The 15,802-nt window shown below is 40.6% G+C and carries 12 protein-coding genes; 5 read left to right on the top strand and 7 right to left on the bottom strand.

Annotation, left to right across the window (positions count from 1 at the left end):
- Positions 1-72: 72 nt before the first annotated feature.
- The 4 genes from BGO88_RS16550 to BGO88_RS16535 all read left to right on the top strand — a co-directional run bounded on the left by BGO88_RS16550 (position 73) and on the right by BGO88_RS16535 (position 5,816).
- Positions 73-2,460: a TonB-dependent receptor gene (locus BGO88_RS16550; protein ID WP_286707624.1), complete on the top strand. Its 2,388-nt coding sequence runs from the start codon at positions 73-75 to the stop codon at positions 2,458-2,460.
- Between the two features lie 19 nt (positions 2,461-2,479).
- Positions 2,480-3,049 carry a hypothetical protein gene (locus tag BGO88_RS16545; RefSeq protein ID WP_056067755.1) on the top strand — a complete coding sequence of 190 codons (570 nt, stop codon included), beginning with the start codon at positions 2,480-2,482 and terminating at the stop codon, positions 3,047-3,049.
- Between the two features lie 214 nt (positions 3,050-3,263).
- Complete coding sequence (locus BGO88_RS16540; protein WP_056067752.1) at positions 3,264-3,644, top strand: hypothetical protein; 381 nt, start codon at positions 3,264-3,266, stop codon at positions 3,642-3,644.
- Positions 3,645-3,692: 48 nt separating this feature from the next.
- Complete coding sequence (locus BGO88_RS16535) at positions 3,693-5,816, top strand: prolyl oligopeptidase family serine peptidase (RefSeq protein WP_286707623.1); 2,124 nt, start codon at positions 3,693-3,695, stop codon at positions 5,814-5,816.
- A gap of 67 nt (positions 5,817-5,883) precedes the next feature.
- Here BGO88_RS16535 and BGO88_RS16530 read toward each other — a convergent pair whose 3' ends face one another.
- From BGO88_RS16530 to BGO88_RS16500, 7 genes are all read right to left on the bottom strand, one after another.
- Positions 5,884-6,489, bottom strand: a complete 606-nt coding sequence (locus tag BGO88_RS16530; RefSeq protein WP_056067749.1) for a carboxypeptidase-like regulatory domain-containing protein — start codon at positions 6,487-6,489, stop codon at positions 5,884-5,886.
- 246 nt (positions 6,490-6,735) lie between these two features.
- Positions 6,736-7,038, bottom strand: a complete 303-nt coding sequence (locus BGO88_RS16525) for a hypothetical protein (protein ID WP_056067747.1) — start codon at positions 7,036-7,038, stop codon at positions 6,736-6,738.
- Between the two features lie 55 nt (positions 7,039-7,093).
- Entirely contained in the window at positions 7,094-8,044 is a 951-nt protein-coding gene (locus BGO88_RS16520) for a lipid A deacylase LpxR family protein (protein ID WP_353743427.1), read from the bottom strand.
- 3 nt (positions 8,045-8,047) lie between these two features.
- Positions 8,048-8,725 carry a monofunctional biosynthetic peptidoglycan transglycosylase gene (mtgA, locus tag BGO88_RS16515; protein ID WP_286707621.1) on the bottom strand — a complete coding sequence of 226 codons (678 nt, stop codon included), beginning with the start codon at positions 8,723-8,725 and terminating at the stop codon, positions 8,048-8,050.
- Between the two features lie 26 nt (positions 8,726-8,751).
- The gene (locus BGO88_RS16510) at positions 8,752-9,879 is read right to left on the bottom strand and encodes an NAD(P)/FAD-dependent oxidoreductase (RefSeq protein WP_286707620.1); all 1,128 of its coding nucleotides are present in this window, start codon (positions 9,877-9,879) and stop codon (positions 8,752-8,754) included.
- A 50-nt stretch (positions 9,880-9,929) separates the two neighbouring features.
- Complete coding sequence (locus tag BGO88_RS16505; protein WP_056067741.1) at positions 9,930-10,628, bottom strand: DedA family protein; 699 nt, start codon at positions 10,626-10,628, stop codon at positions 9,930-9,932.
- 2 nt (positions 10,629-10,630) lie between these two features.
- Positions 10,631-11,881, bottom strand: coding sequence for a dicarboxylate/amino acid:cation symporter (locus tag BGO88_RS16500; RefSeq protein WP_056067739.1), 1,251 nt, complete (start codon positions 11,879-11,881; stop codon positions 10,631-10,633).
- Between the two features lie 258 nt (positions 11,882-12,139).
- Here BGO88_RS16500 and BGO88_RS16495 point away from each other — a divergent pair, with 258 nt between their 5' ends.
- The gene (locus BGO88_RS16495; protein WP_286707619.1) at positions 12,140-15,742 is read left to right on the top strand and encodes a reprolysin-like metallopeptidase; all 3,603 of its coding nucleotides are present in this window, start codon (positions 12,140-12,142) and stop codon (positions 15,740-15,742) included.
- Positions 15,743-15,802 lie beyond the last annotated feature (60 nt).

Below are 15,802 nucleotides of genomic sequence, written 5' to 3'. Positions count from 1 at the left end.
AGAGCAATGCTCTTCTTTCGGACGGCTTCATTCCCGAAGCACGTCTTAATTATCATTTTAGATTTTTTCAAAATGCGCTATATCTTATTTTTTGTTTTCCTCCTGGCAGGAAACCAAACTCGTGTATATTCCCAACAGGTGTTGAGCGGAACGATTACCAACGAGAAAAAACAACCTTTGGCAGGAAGCCACATCCATGCCGGAACTTTTTTTGCAACCACTGCTGTTGACGGCCGTTACGTAATAAACGGAATCCCGCAGGGAAACATTCCAGTCACTATTGAATATCTGGGTTACAAGACCCTGGATACTATAATTGCCATACAAAATGACCAAGTACTGGATATTTCCCTCCAACCGGACGTATCGCAACTGTCTGAAGTAGTGCTAAAAAAGACCGTTTCTGAAAAGAACGCCTCAACACAGGAACTCAAAGCTAATGTGCTCGAGAACTACAGCAGCGAGAGCCTGGGCGATGCGCTTAAGGAAATTAGCGGTATTTCTTCACTAAAAACCGGGAGTACTATTGTCAAACCAATTATTAACGGATTGCACAGCAGCCGCGTACTGATTATCAACAACAATGTGCGTCTTGAAGACCAGCAATGGGGAACCGAGCACGCTCCGAATATGGATGTCAACACGGCCGGGAAGATTTCCGTAATCAAAGGTGCTTCCGGGCTGCAATATGGTGGCGATGCCATTGGCGGAACCGTAATTGTAGAACCTGCCCATATCCCGGTAAAAGACACCATTTTTGGAAAAACCATTATTAACGGTGCTACCAACGGACGAGGCGGCAGTATTTCTTCTTCGCTTTCCAAAGGCTATGAAAATGGCTGGAACTGGAACCTTCAGGGCACTTTCAAATATTTTGGAGATTTTGAAGCACCGGATTATGTACTTTCCAATACCGGAAACCGGGAGAAAAATTTTTCCGGAAATGTGGGCTATAAGGGAGAAAACCAGGGTTATAGTTTTTTCTACAGTTATTTCAATGCTGATATCGGTATTTTGAGGTCATCACATATCAGCGGTATGTCTGACCTGATTCGGGCTATCAATAGCGGACAGCCCCAAATTATCAGGGATTTCACTTATGATATTAACGCACCCAGACAGGAATTACAGCATCATTTAGGAAAAATAAATTACTATACTTTCTTCTCTGAAGCTTCAAAACTGTCTTTGCAATATTCTTTCCAGTTCAACAACCGTAAGGAATTTGACCTGAGAAGAGGTGATGACCGCAACAAAGCAGCTGTTGACCTCGACCTGATGACACATTCTTTTAATGCCGATTTTGAAACCAATTCTTCAGAAAAGGTAAAATACAAAGCCGGAATTAGTGCTGCCTATCAAAACAATGCGGCGAATACAGGAGATACACAGGTTCGTGCCCTGATACCGAATTATAACAAATTTGATGTGGGAGCTTATGCTGTTGCCAGCTACCAAACCAATGAAAATCTGGTTTTGGAAGCAGGCTTACGCTACGACTTTAGCCATATTGATGCCAAGAAATATTATTTGAAATCGCGATGGACGGAACGGGGTTACGACCGTGACTTCAGCGACATCATTATTGGTGAAGAAGGACAGCAATGGTATACGAATCCTGTCTTTACCTATCATAATTTTTCAGGAAGTCTGGGTGCCAAATACCAACTCAACGACAAGCTGAAGTGGTTTTCCAACATTGGAATAGCCAGCAGAAATCCAAATCCTGCGGAATTGTTCAGTGACGGACTGCACCATGCTACCGGACAGATTGAACTTGGCGACCTGAGACTGAAACGCGAAGTGGCGCTTAAAATGTCAACGGCACTTCATTATGCCGGTGACGGTTTTGCTTTTGAAATCAATCCCTATTTCAACACTATTTCCGATTTCAAAATCCTGATTCCTACCACCATCATCCTGTCCAACCGCGGACCATTTCCGGTTTGGGAATACAGACAGGTTGATGCCAGAATGTTAGGAATTGACCTCACTGCAGATTATGATTTCGCCAAAAACCTCAACTGGCATTCAACTGCCGCTTTTGTATATGGCGAAGATCTGACAAATGACAGGCCTTTGATTGATATGCCGCCGTTGAATCTCAACAACACTATAAGTTTTAAGAAGGAAAATTGGAATCATCTGGTGCTGGGAATTAAAAACGAAACTGTGTTTACACAGCACCGCTACCCTAACAATGACTTTTATGTGGATGTAACCGATTCCGGCGAACCTGTCAGTACGCTGGTAAAAATAAGCAGACCGCCAAAGGGATATAGCCTGTTGCATTTTAACTCCGAAATGAGCTTTGATGTTTTGAAAAAATCTAAAATGACCATCGGATTCAATATCCAAAATCTTTTGAACACGAATTACAGAGATTACCTCAACAGAACGCGCTACTATGCAGACGAGTTGGGCAGGAATTTCAGGATTCAGGTGAAATTAAATTATTAATCTTTTAAACCATTATCTTATGAACGTATTTAAATTTTTATCAATGGGCTTAGCTGCCATAACACTTTGTGCTTCCTGCAGCAACGACGACAGCAATCCTGTAAATGAAGAAGAAGTAATCACAACGCTTACCGCTACTCTAACAGGCGGTGGCCAAACTATTACCCTGACCTCCCGCGACCTTGACGGTGCGGAAGGACCAAATGCTCCGGTAGTGACGGTATCCGGCAATCTGGCAACAAACACAACCTATAATGGTTCTCTGACTTTGCTGAATGAAGCTGCAACGCCAACCGAAAGTATCACCGAAGAAATCCTGGAAGAAGGCCATGAGCACCAATTCTTCTTTACAGTTTCAAATGCCCTGGCGACTACTGCCTATGCTGTTCCAAATGATGTTAATGGCAAACCGATTGGCCTGAACTTTACGTTTACGACAAACGCCACAACAGGAAACGGCCTGTTTACCATAACTCTTAGACACGAACCAAATAAAAATGCGGAAGGTGTGTCTTCCGGAAACATCACCAATGCCGGAGGAGAAACAGACATACAGGTAAGTTTCCCTATAACGGTAGTTGCTCCATAATTTGTTATACTTATAAAAACCGTCTGAGTGGCGGTTTTTTTATTCCTATCCAATACTTTTGAAGTCTCCAAAAAAATGAAGAATTCACCTGTCCTCAAATTGCATTTTTGTTAATTAACTTTTTATTTTTTTAACATACTTAATTTTAATTAACATTTTTTTAGTAATTTAGGATTTTCAATAAATAGTTAGTAACCAAAAAATTGTAGATAGTATGAATTCGAAATTTACCTCCCTGGTCCGAATATTACTCGGACTTGTTCTTTTAGTTTTTGGATTGAACAAGTTTTACACGCTACCTTTTATTCCAACGCCTAAACTTCCTGAACAGGCCGCAGACTTTATGGGTTCGTTAGCGGCAACAGGCTATGTACTGCCTATCATTGGTATCCTTGAAATTTTCATCGCATTGCTTCTTTTTACAAAAAACTGGATTGCATTTGCGTTGATTTTACTGGTTCCAATTTCTCTGAATATTCTTCTATTCCATTTATTTCTGGATATTCCGAGTATAGGCGGCGCTATTTTAGTAGCCGTTCTCAATGGTATCTTAATCTACAAACATTGGCCGCAATACCGACCACTTTTTAACTAATTACTAACTAATGATTCCCTATTTTTGTAAGAATCAAAAAACATTTTAATGAAAAAAGTATTATTAACCATGATTGCAGCATCAGCACTTCTATCTTGTAAAGAAGAAACTAAAGAAGAAGCCATAGTGCTGAAATATCCTGAAACAAAAAAGGTTGACACCACTAACACTTACTTCGGAACTGAAGTAAAAGACCCTTACCGCTGGCTGGAAGATGACAAATCTGCCGAAACTGCCGCCTGGGTAAAAGCCGAAAACGAAGTAACTTTTGGCTATCTTGAAAAAATTCCTTTCCGCAAAGAGATGAAAGACCGTCTTGAAAAGCTTTGGAATTATGAAAAGATTTCTGCCCCAACACAAGAAGGAGATTATACGTATTACTTTAAGAACAACGGACTGCAAAACCAATCCGTAATGTATCGAAAAGACAAGAGCGGTAAGGAAGAATTATTCCTTGACCCGAATACCTTCTCCTCAGACGGAACAACGTCTTTATCGTCTGTTGAATTTTCAAAAGACGGTTCTTTGGTAGCCTATTCGATTTCAGAAGCAGGTAGTGACTGGAATAAGATTATCATCATGGATGCTGTGAGCAAGAAAAAACTCGAAGCTGAATTGGTTGACGTAAAATTCAGCGGTATTGCCTGGATTGGCAACGAAGGTTTCTACTATTCAAGCTATGACAAGCCAAAAGGAAGTCAGCTTTCTGCTAAAACCGACCAGCACAAATTGTATTTCCACAAGTTAGGAACGTCGCAAAAAGAAGATAAGGTTATTTTTGGACAAAATGAAAAAAGAAGATATGTAGGTGCCAGCGTAACAGAAGACGACAAATACCTTGTAATTTCTGCTTCAAATTCTACTTCCGGAAATGAGTTATACTTTAAAGACCTTAGCACTCCTAACAGCAAAATAGTCAACATTGTTGATAATTTTGACAGTGACAGCTATATTATGGATAACGTTGGAACGAAATTATATATCGTAACCAACCTGAATGCACCGAACCAAAAAGTAGTTACGGTCGACGCTTCAAATCCAAAACCTGCCAACTGGAAAGACTTTATTGCCGAAACAGAAAACGTGCTTTCGGTTTCTACCGGTTCGGGCTTTATTTTCGCCAACTACATGAAGGATGCCGTTTCACAGGTAAAACAATATGATTATGACGGAAAAATGGTTCGTGAAATCAAATTGCCGGGAATAGGTTCTGCAGGTGGTTTTGGAGGTAAAAAAGAAGATAAGGAACTGTATTATTCATTCACGAACTACACAACTCCGGGAACAATCTATTCTTTTGAACCTAAAGGTGGCGTATCTGCAGTATATGAAAAACCAAAAGTAGATTTCAATTCTGCCGATTATGAAAGCAAGCAGGTATTCTACAACTCAAAAGACGGCACCAAAGTACCGATGATTATTACCTATAAAAAAGGCATAAAGCTCGACGGTAAAAACCCGACTATTCTTTACGGATATGGTGGTTTTAACGTAAGTCTTACACCTGCTTTCAGCATTACCAATGCGGTTTGGTTAGAGCAAGGCGGCGTATATGCCGTTCCAAACCTTCGCGGTGGAGGTGAATATGGTAAGAAATGGCACGATGGCGGAACGCAGATGAAAAAACAAAACGTATTTGACGATTTCATCGCGGCAGCAGAATACCTGATTGCACAGAAATACACCTCATCTGACTTCCTGGCTATACGAGGCGGTTCTAACGGAGGGCTTTTAGTAGGAGCTACTATGACCCAAAGACCAGACCTGATGAAAGTGGCACTTCCGGCTGTTGGTGTATTGGATATGCTTCGTTATCATACATTTACTGCCGGGGCAGGATGGGCTTATGATTACGGAACAGCAGAAGATTCAAAAGAGATGTTTGAATATCTGAAAAAATATTCTCCGGTACACAATGTTAAAGAAGGTACCAGCTATCCGGCAACCCTAATTACTACCGGTGACCATGATGACAGGGTAGTTCCTGCGCACAGCTTTAAGTTTGCAGCAGAGCTACAAGCCAAGCAGAAAGGAAACAATCCGGTATTAATCCGTATTGAGACCAATGCCGGACATGGCGCCGGAAAACCGGTTTCCAAGACTATCGAAGAAGCGGCAGATATTCTTTCGTTTACCTTATACAATATGGGAATTCGCGAATTGAAAAAATAACCGATTTACCCAAATAAAAAAAGCATCCTTAACGGGATGCTTTTTGTTTTTAATAAAATCTCAGACGTTATTTCAATTTGACTTTAACAACTTCACCGTCTTCTTTAATCTCTACAAATTCTTCAAGTCGTTCATTGTGATCCACAGTGTAGTATTTCTTTTCATAATGATTGGCTTGCGTACCGTAACTTCCATAACTGGTTCCTGTAAGTTGGTCATACGAACCTGTAGAACTCCAGGTCATAAAACCCTGTAGAAAATATTTCCCAGGTTTCATATCCGGAAAAGTAAACTTTCCTGCACTGTTGGTTATGGCTTCCAGCCTATACTTATAAGCTACATCAGACATATAAACATACCTGCGCTTTTTTAAGTTTTCCTTACTTTTTCGAAGTTTGTACCACGCTTCAAAATAAGGCGTGACCGGAAACAGCACAATCTTGATATTACCGGCATAAATTCTAGGTTGTGAAAATATTGGTCTGGTAAAGGCAACACCCGTAATTTTCCCTTTGCCTAATGCCAGGGCTTTTTTCGCCTGTATGGAATCAAAAACGACTTCAGGATAAAGGGTTGTGATTTTTTCTTCTTCTTCTTTTTCAACATACTGTGCCTGGATGTTCTGGTTAAGACAGAGCATAAAAACAACGGAACATAAGAACTTTAAATTCATAGCAATTTTTATTTTGGGTTATAATTGGTTTTCAAAAAAAACCGGTCGTTTTTAGATTGAATGATAAAATTAATAACCTCATTGCAGAATATGTTCAAAACAGCAATCAAAATATATAAAAATACCTGATATCAGGTAGATTTAGAGGCAATTACGAAATCGATTTGTACTATTTTGACATGTTTAAAAACAAAAAAACTGCCGGAAAAAGCAGTTTTTTTAAAGATATAGTATTGCTACAAAGTTTTATTTGAGTGAAAGCTTTTGCAATAACTCTTCAGAAATATCATCAATATACATTCCGTAAGAAGTTACCAGAATACCTTTTACACCATCTTTTGATTCAATACCATAAACGGTCGATTCTTCATCCGGATTGGAATCGCCTTCATAACGGTAAACTTCAACAATCTCGAAATCGTCGATATGGTAATTACTGGAATTCGCAGTCAAAAAATTTCCTTCTATATTAAAATCGACCATAAATCCGGCATCTCTTAATTGTTTTATGGCTTCCAGCACTGTGGCATATTTATATTGAGCACTCATGTAAAAAAAGTTTTGATTATGTTCCTAAAGTTAGGAAAAATATCAACGCCTAGGTCTAATACAGCAAATATGTCGCACCAATAGAGCCGTAAAAATAGTTTTCCATTCTGTCATTACGCAATTCCTTACTCCTGAAAACGAAAAGGTAATGAAGGTTCCAATGGTCTTTTCTGTAACGGAAACCCGCTTCTCCGTTAAAACGTAACGGCACAAGATTATAAGTTACGGGACTGTTGTCGTTAAAAAGCCTACCCTGTATCGTGGCATCATAAACCTGAACATTCAGATTCGGATTGATGTAGAAATAAAACTCCGACTGTTCTTTATATTTTGCCTTATCCGCATTTAATGACGCGCCATACAGTCCCGAATCATAAACAGGCAACAATGTTTTTTTAAGACTGATTCGTGCCAGCGGACCTACTGTAATTCCGGTAAACACCGTCCCTAAATTTGCTTCACCCTGAATATGGTAGTCGATTTTATCCGTCTGTTTTGGACCAATCTTTTTAGAATAGAACAAACTTCCCTGTACGGCTATTCCGTTATGAATCTGATAATTCCATCCTTCCACATCTTTATAGCCAAAAGCTTTATGAAATAATTTCTGAAAGCCCTCAGCCTGTGAATTGGGACCAATAACACCGAGCTGTGTTCCTAACTTCAAAACCGATTCGTTTTGGTAAAATTTTACAAATCCCGCTTCTCCGAAAAGATAGCCTGCAAAAGGACGGTCGTGCTTTGAAATGGAAGCCGCTTCAACAGTGTGTGGGTTATAAATGTATTGTCCAACCCTGAATTCGGTTGTTTTTTTATTGACTTTTGGGTTCTCGTTGTGATTCAGGTACCGGTAAAAAATCTCGATACCATTCGTATAATACTGGTCATTGACCGTAGAGGTAAACAGGTCGTTATCTATGATTATTCCTATTTCTCCATTTCTTTGCTGAGCCATAAGCGGCAGTGCAAAAATCAGTAGCAAAAACAAAGAAATTTTCCGGCACATAAATCAATAGTCTAGCTTGACATAATTCATGTGTTTCATGATTCTGCCTTTTCTTCTTTCAATATAGGCCGACGAATTGGTCGCCTTGAATTTTCGGGGATTAGGAAGTATGGCAGCAATTCCGGCAGCTTCTCTTTTTGAAACCTGAGAAGCATCTTTACTGTACCAATATTGCGATGCTGCCTGTACGCCATACACGCCTTCTCCCATTTCGATACTGTTGAGATATACCTCCATAATACGTTCTTTGCCCCAAAACATTTCAATCAGGACTGTAAAATAAGCTTCAAGCCCTTTTCGCAGATAGCTCCTTCCCTGCCAAAGAAATACATTTTTTGCTGTTTGTTGTGAAATGGTACTTCCTCCTTTCAGCTTTCTTCCCCGTGAATTATTTTTGTAGGCTTTTTGCAGGGCTTTAAAATCAAAACCATTATGGCTTAAAAAGGTTCCATCTTCACTGGCAATAACGGCCTTTTGAAAGTTGACGGAAATATCTTCAAGTGGCACCCAGTCATGGCTGCAAGTCATTTCTTTTCCTGCTTGCTTTTGTTCCAGAGCACGAATACCCATCAGAGGTGTAAACGGAACAGGAACAAATTTGAAAAGGATGACAAAAAAAACTGAGATTCCAAAGAACCAAAGCGCACACTTCCATAAAAACCTGAATATTTTTCTCAACATATGAATATAAAAACTTAACTATTTTTTTAGCTTGTTACCAAATCTGCCAATTCCTGACCTACAAGGCTGCCAATTGCAACTCCCATACCTCCCAGTCTTACGCCGCAATAGACATGTTCGGAAAGTTTTTCAACAATAGGCTTTTTGCTTGAACCCATTCCCATAATACCACTCCATCGGTGTTCGATTTTGAAATTGTGCCCCGGCAAAATTACTTCTTTTAAAATTTCCTCAAGTTTATTTTGGATTAAATCTGTCTGTCCGAATGTTGATGTCGTTTCGCCCTCAAAATCAAGATTCCTTCCTCCTCCAAAAAGAATACGGTCACCAAAATTTCTAAAATAATAATAACCTCTGTCAATATGGAAAGTTCCTTTTATGTCCAGATTGGGAATTGGTTCTGTAATTAGCACTTGTGCCCTGGCCGGCTTTACGGCTCCGTTAGTCAGTTTTTCTGCAAATCCGTTGGTGGCAAACAACAGTTTTTTGGCGCTGAAATCAAAATCATCGGTGCTGATTTGAACGCCTTCCGAAGTTTCATGATAGGCAACCACGTTCTGTCTGTTAAGAATAAGAATATTCGCGGCAATTGCTTGCTTCAACAAAGCTTCCATCATGTTTCCGGTATCAATCTGACCTTCAAAAGGATTAAAAACAAGATATTCATGGATGCCTCTAAAATCAAAACGGTCAATTTGCTTAGCAAAAACATCCGCCTTGAATAAGGGCTTCAACACCTCATTAATAAATGGTATTTTTTGAAGACATTCGTTATAATGACTTTCCGAGTCTTTAAGGAAAAGCTCATAACCGCCATATAATTTATAATCAATAGCGGCATCACCCAATCGGTTCCTAAGCAGTTGCAATCCCTGCCAACGTTTTCGGATTAGCTGTATGACTTCTTCTTCAGAATGGTTCCTGAGGTCGTCTATAATTTCAGAAATACTACCAAAGCAGGCAAATCCGGCATTTTTAGTACTCGCTCCTTGCGGCAGAAATCCTCTTTCCAAAATAAGAATTTTGCTTTCCGGAAATTTTTCACGGAGTCTTAAAGCCGCATGAAGCCCTACAATTCCGCTTCCAACTACAGCAAAATCTATATTTGAAAACCAGTTTTTGAGTTCCCAGTAGCTTAGATTTGCTTTCATCATTGATTTATTTTGGTTCTGAAATAGACAATTCCCAATTGCCGCCTACAAGATTATGCTCCTTCCTGACCGTCTTTTGGTGCGGTTCTTTTCTTCAGGTAATTGACAACCAGCGGAACAGTAGTAATGGCAACAATACCTAAAACAATAAATTCGATATGTGCTTTCAGGTCGATTTCAAATTTTGTCAGGAACAGGTCATAAAGATAATGTCCTGCAAAAATAAGGGTGAAGGCCCATAAAAACGAGCTGACAATATTATAGAACATGAATTTCTTTTTCTCCATAGAAACAATGCCTGCCACAATTGGCGCAAAGGTTCTGATGATTGGGACAAAACGGGCAAAAATGATAGCTCTCCCGCCATGTTTTTCAAAAAACACCCTTGATTCTATCAGGTATTTTTTCTTGAACCAGAACGTATCCTTTTTGTTATAGAGATAGTAGCCGCTTTTTGCTCCAAACCAATATCCGAAAGTATTTCCAAGTATTCCGGCTGTCGCTATCATGGTTGACAAAACGACCAGATTTACAAAATCACTGTTGATGGTAAAAAGTGTCGATGTCAGTTCTGTACTATAAATTCCCGACAAGAACAACAGACTATCGCCCGGCAGAAAAAATCCGGCAAAAAGCCCAGTTTCTGCAAATACGATAAATAAGACAACATAAATTCCTATTGGAACACCGCTGATTTTTAAATTAATATAGAATTCCGGATTCAATAATTGAGTCCACTCAAAGCTTTCCATCGTTATGCTGTTTCTTGTGTTACTGTTTCAGGTTCTGATTCCCATTTATCAACTGCCGTTGTTGCCAAAGCATTTCCTAATACATTGGTCATACTTCTTGCCATATCGCAAAAGTGGTCGATTGGCAAGATGAGTGCAATTCCTTCCGGCGGAATTCCAAACATGGCACAGGTGGCTACAACTACAATCAGCGAAGCACGGGGCACACCCGCAACTCCTTTACTGGTTAGCATCAGTACTAAAAGCATCGTAAGCTGTTCTCCCAATGACATATGTACGCCATAAACCTGCGCAATAAAAATACTGGCAAAAGTCATATACATCATACTTCCGTCCAGGTTAAAAGAATAACCTAACGGCAATGTAAATGAAACTATTTTGCTCTTACAGCCAAAACGTTCTAATTCTTCAACAAGTTTTGGAAATACGGCCTCGCTTGAAGTTGTGGAAAAAGCGATAAGCAACGGACTTTTTATCCTTTTCAACAAAGTCCACAATCGATTGCCTAAAATCATATATCCAACTAAAAGCAATAGTATCCACAGTACCACAATTCCGAGAGCAAAATCAACTAAATATCGGGCATACAGGCTAAAGATTTCAAAACCATAATTAGCAACTGCTGCTGCAACCGCTCCAAAAACACCCAGAGGAGCCGTCCACATAATGTAGGTCACCATTTTCAGGATTACGTGCGAAACAATATCAAGGGATTTCATAATCGGATTGCCAATCTTGCCCATTGATGACAAGGCAATTCCAAAAAGTATGGCAAAAATTACAATCTGAAGAATTTCATTGGTTGCCATAGCTTCGATTACACTTTTAGGCACCACATGGGTTACGAACTGCTCTAAAGAAAATGAATTGGTATTTTTCAGCAAATCATCAGCAGATGACAAATCATCCATTTTTATAGAAGTTCCCTTGCCCGGCTTCAACCAGTTTACCAGTACCAATCCAACCGACAAGGATACTAATGATGCCGTAATAAACCAGGCCATAGCTTTGGCACCAACTCTTCCTACCATTTTCATATCGCCCATTTTGGCAATTCCAACTACCAAAGTCGAAAACACTAACGGAGCAATAATCATTTGCACCAAACGGATAAAAATCGTTCCGAAGAGTTTTATATTTTTGGCAAACTCTGCTTTTCCATCCGGATATTGGTAATGCACGAAAGCTCCTAAGCCTACCCCAAGAACCAAAGCAATGATAATCGCTATAAATAGTTTATTGTTGTTCTTCAAACCGTAATTATTTTAGTTCGTGAAAATAGTTATATTTTTTGACACCCTCATTTGAATGGCCTTAAATTCTTAATTTTTTACCTAAAAAAGCTTTTCCAGCAAAAAAACCACCTCATTTCATAATTACAAATAATCCAACAATAACAACACTTGTAAGTTATATTTATAATTTTTTAATATTTTCTTTGGTTATTTATAACAATATAAAGAAAATTGATATACATTTGATATAACCAAATTTAACCAACCTACTAATTTATGAAGCAGATTCTACTATCAGTGGCCTTACTGGCTTTCACTGGATTTTCGTTTGCGCAAAATGGAAAATCGCCCTGGAAAAAAACAGACCTAAAAAGCAGCGTCACAATTTTTGAAAACCGGACGCCTCTTCCCACAAAGAACCTATTCGAACTGGACATTACTTCATTAAAAAATGAATTGTCAAAGGCACCGCTTCGAAACAAATCAAAATCAGATGTCATCGTTTCCATTCCCAATGCAGAGGGAATTTCCGAACAGTACCGCATCTTTAATGTCCAAACCATGGAGGCTGAACTTGCTGCCCGATATCCGGAAATCAAATCCTATATTGGGATTGGAATCACAGACCCGACCGCAACAATTTATTTCAGCGTTTCGCCACTTGGGTTTCGGGGAATGAAACTGGCAGCAGACAAGCCTGCCGAATTCATCGAGCCTTTTTCAAAAGATTTAAAAACCTATGCTGTCTTTAAAAGAGCAGACAAAAGAATGGGTTTCACAAAATTTGAATGTCAGGTAATCGACCATGCAAAAAACGAGATGGACTCTAATCTGGCGCAACGCCCGAATGCAGACGACAGCACGTTGAGAACCTATCGATTGGCCATGTCGGTTACGGGAGAATATACGGCCTATCATGGAGGAACCAAAGCCCTTGCCTTAGCGGCCATCAATAATACGATGACACGGGTTAACGGTGTGTTTGAAAAAGATTTCGGCGTTAGGATGGTTCTTATTTCCAATACAGATGCCGTAATTTACACCAATGCATCAACCGACCCTTATGGCAGTACGGATGCGAATTACAATTCACAATTGCAATCTACCCTGACCAGCGTAATTGGAAATGCCAACTATGACATTGGGCATTTGATGTCGGCTATTGGAAACAATGGAAATGCAGGATGTATAGGATGCGTGTGTGCTTCCGGAAAAGGGAGCGGATTCACGACCAGTACCGTTCCTGTAGGCGACAATTTTGACATTGATTTCGTAGCTCACGAAATGGGACACCAATTCGGGGCCAACCACACCTTTACCTTCAGCAACGAAGGAACCGGTGTACAAAATGAGCCAGGAAGCGGCACAACAATTATGGGGTATGCCGGAATCACGGGAGCTACAGACGTACAACCGCATAGCGACCCTTTCTTTCATGCCGTAAGCATCCAGCAGGTTACAAATTATGTAAAAACAACCACCTGTCAGACCAATACAGCAACAGGCAATGCCGTTCCAACAGCTAATGCAGGTGCCGATTATACGATTCCAAAAGGAACTCCTTTCCTACTGACAGGTTCCGGCACCGATGCAAATGGGGATACGCTGACCTATTGCTGGGAACAGATGAATTCAGGAACTTCAAGCACTACCTATCCGAGCGCTACCGCCACGTCAGGTCCTGCTTTCCGCTCCTTCGTGCCTTCAACTTCAGGCATTCGTTATTTTCCAAGACTGGAAACCATCAAAACAGGTGCAACAACCTGGAAATGGGAAGCCGTTCCAAATGTAGCAAGAACGTTAAATTTTAGATTGACAGTGAGGGATAACAAAGCAGGCGGGCCGGCAAATAATAGTGATGATACGGTCATTACTGTAAACGGAACCGCAGGGCCTTTTGTAGTAACAGCACCAAACACGGCTGTTTCATGGACAGCAGGAACTTCCCAAACTGTAACCTGGAATGTAGCAGGCACAACTGCCAATGGAGTAAATGCTGCAAACGTAGACATCTTATTATCAACTGATGGTGGTGATACCTACCCAATTACGCTACTGGCCGGAACTCCAAATGACGGAAGTCAGGCCATTACCGTTCCGAATAATCCCGGCACACAAAACAGGATTATGGTCAAAGGGTCAAACCATATTTTCTTTGACATCTCCAATACCAATTTCACCATCACGGCTGGTTCAGGCGATACGACAGCTCCAACAGCACCGACAAGTCTGGCAGCTTCAGGCACAACCCAAACAGCTACAAATTTATCATGGACGGCTTCTACAGACAATATTGCCGTTACCGGATATGAGGTATATCAAAACGGCGTACTGAAAACCACCGTAACCACTACAACCTATCCCGTAACAGGATTGACACCATCTACCGCCTATTCTTTTTATGTAAAAGCCAAAGATGCGGCAGGTAACTTATCAGCATCAAGCAACACGGTCAACATCACAACATTGGCCGGAGCTGCATCCTATTGCGCTTCTAAAGGAAACAGCGTGGCAGATGAATATATTGGAAGAGTTCAATTGGGAACCATCAATAACACTTCAACAGGAGGAACCGGATATACTGATTTCACCTCTATTTCAACCAACCTGAACAAAGGAACAGCCTATACAATTACCGTAACGCCAACATGGACAGGAACTTCTTATTCCGAAGGTATCGCTGCCTGGATTGACTACAATGGTGATGGCGATTTTGATGATGCAGGAGAATTGGTTTGGAGCAGAGCCGCATCAACAGCAACACCGGCAAGCGGTTCATTTACAGTTCCGGCTACGGCTGCAACGGGCGCAACCCGAATGAGAGTGTCGTTGAAATACAATGCCATTCCAACAGCCTGTGAAACTTTTTCTTATGGAGAAGTAGAAGACTATACCGTAAACATTCAGGCCGGAACTGCTGACACCACACCTCCAACTGCCCCAACAAGCCTGACTGCCACAGGAACTACACAGACAACCACAAACCTGTCCTGGACAGCATCTACAGACAATGTTGCCGTTACCGGATATGAGGTATATCAAGACGGCGTTTTAAAGACAACCGTAACCACAACTTCCTATGCAGTAACCGGATTGACAGCAGCTACCGCCTATACTTTTTCTGTAAAAGCAAAAGATGCCGCCGGAAATTTGTCGGCTTCAAGCAACAATGCCAATGTAACTACCTTGTCAAACTCCGTTTCCTACTGCGCTTCGCAAGGAAATAGTGTAGCCGATGAGAAAATAGGACGCGTACAGTTTGGCACTATTGACAACACCTCAACCGGAGGTACCGGATATACTAACTTTACTTCCATCTCGACCAATGCCACAAGAGGAGCAACATACACCATAACCATAACGCCTTCCTGGACAAGCACCGTTTATAGCGAAGGCTATGCAGTTTGGATTGACTATAATGGCGATGGCGATTTCACCGATTCCGGAGAACAGGTTTGGACAAAAGCGGCTTCAACCACAACCCCTGTAAGCGGCAGCTTTACGATTCCTGCCGGAGCTACTTTAGGAGCTACCCGTATGAGAGTCTCTATGAAATATGACGGAATTCCTACCGCCTGCGAAGCCTTTTCTTATGGACAAGTAGAGGATTATACCGTAAACATTGTAGCTACAGCAAGAGGAGAAAATAACATACAAAATGAAATTAAGCTATATCCGAACCCGGCTTCTTCGGTTATCAACCTGACATCGGTTTCAGAAAAAGCCAGTTTCAGAATACTAAACATGCTTGGACAGGAAGTCTTGAAAGGAAAAATTCAGGACGGCACCATTTCCGTTGCTTCTTTGAATGACGGAAACTATATCGTTGAAATTAATGACAATGAAAATGTATCTGTTAAACGTTTCATCAAAAAATAATTCTTTCTCATTTTTGCAGAAGGCTGTCTTTTCGGACAGCCTTTTTTTATTGCTCTTATT

The organism is Flavobacterium sp. 38-13 (genome assembly GCF_001899155.1).
GTDB lineage: Bacteria > Bacteroidota > Bacteroidia > Flavobacteriales > Flavobacteriaceae > Flavobacterium > Flavobacterium lindanitolerans.
This window is presented reverse-complemented; position numbering and strand designations above follow the sequence as displayed.

What these genes read in the sequence shown, in the direction of transcription:
- BGO88_RS16550 (WP_286707624.1), top strand. Translation starts at nt 73, where the DNA reads ATGCGCTATATCTTATTTTTTGTTTTCCTCCTGGCAGGAAACCAAACT.
- BGO88_RS16545 (WP_056067755.1), top strand. Translation starts at nt 2,480, where the DNA reads ATGAACGTATTTAAATTTTTATCAATGGGCTTAGCTGCCATAACACTT.
- BGO88_RS16540 (WP_056067752.1), top strand. Translation starts at nt 3,264, where the DNA reads ATGAATTCGAAATTTACCTCCCTGGTCCGAATATTACTCGGACTTGTT.
- BGO88_RS16535 (WP_286707623.1), top strand. Translation starts at nt 3,693, where the DNA reads ATGAAAAAAGTATTATTAACCATGATTGCAGCATCAGCACTTCTATCT.
- BGO88_RS16530 (WP_056067749.1), bottom strand. Translation starts at nt 6,489, where the DNA reads ATGAATTTAAAGTTCTTATGTTCCGTTGTTTTTATGCTCTGTCTTAAC.
- BGO88_RS16525 (WP_056067747.1), bottom strand. Translation starts at nt 7,038, where the DNA reads ATGAGTGCTCAATATAAATATGCCACAGTGCTGGAAGCCATAAAACAA.
- BGO88_RS16520 (WP_353743427.1), bottom strand. Translation starts at nt 8,044, where the DNA reads ATGTGCCGGAAAATTTCTTTGTTTTTGCTACTGATTTTTGCACTGCCG.
- mtgA (WP_286707621.1), bottom strand. Translation starts at nt 8,725, where the DNA reads ATGTTGAGAAAAATATTCAGGTTTTTATGGAAGTGTGCGCTTTGGTTC.
- BGO88_RS16510 (WP_286707620.1), bottom strand. Translation starts at nt 9,879, where the DNA reads ATGATGAAAGCAAATCTAAGCTACTGGGAACTCAAAAACTGGTTTTCA.
- BGO88_RS16505 (WP_056067741.1), bottom strand. Translation starts at nt 10,628, where the DNA reads ATGGAAAGCTTTGAGTGGACTCAATTATTGAATCCGGAATTCTATATT.
- BGO88_RS16495 (WP_286707619.1), top strand. Translation starts at nt 12,140, where the DNA reads ATGAAGCAGATTCTACTATCAGTGGCCTTACTGGCTTTCACTGGATTT.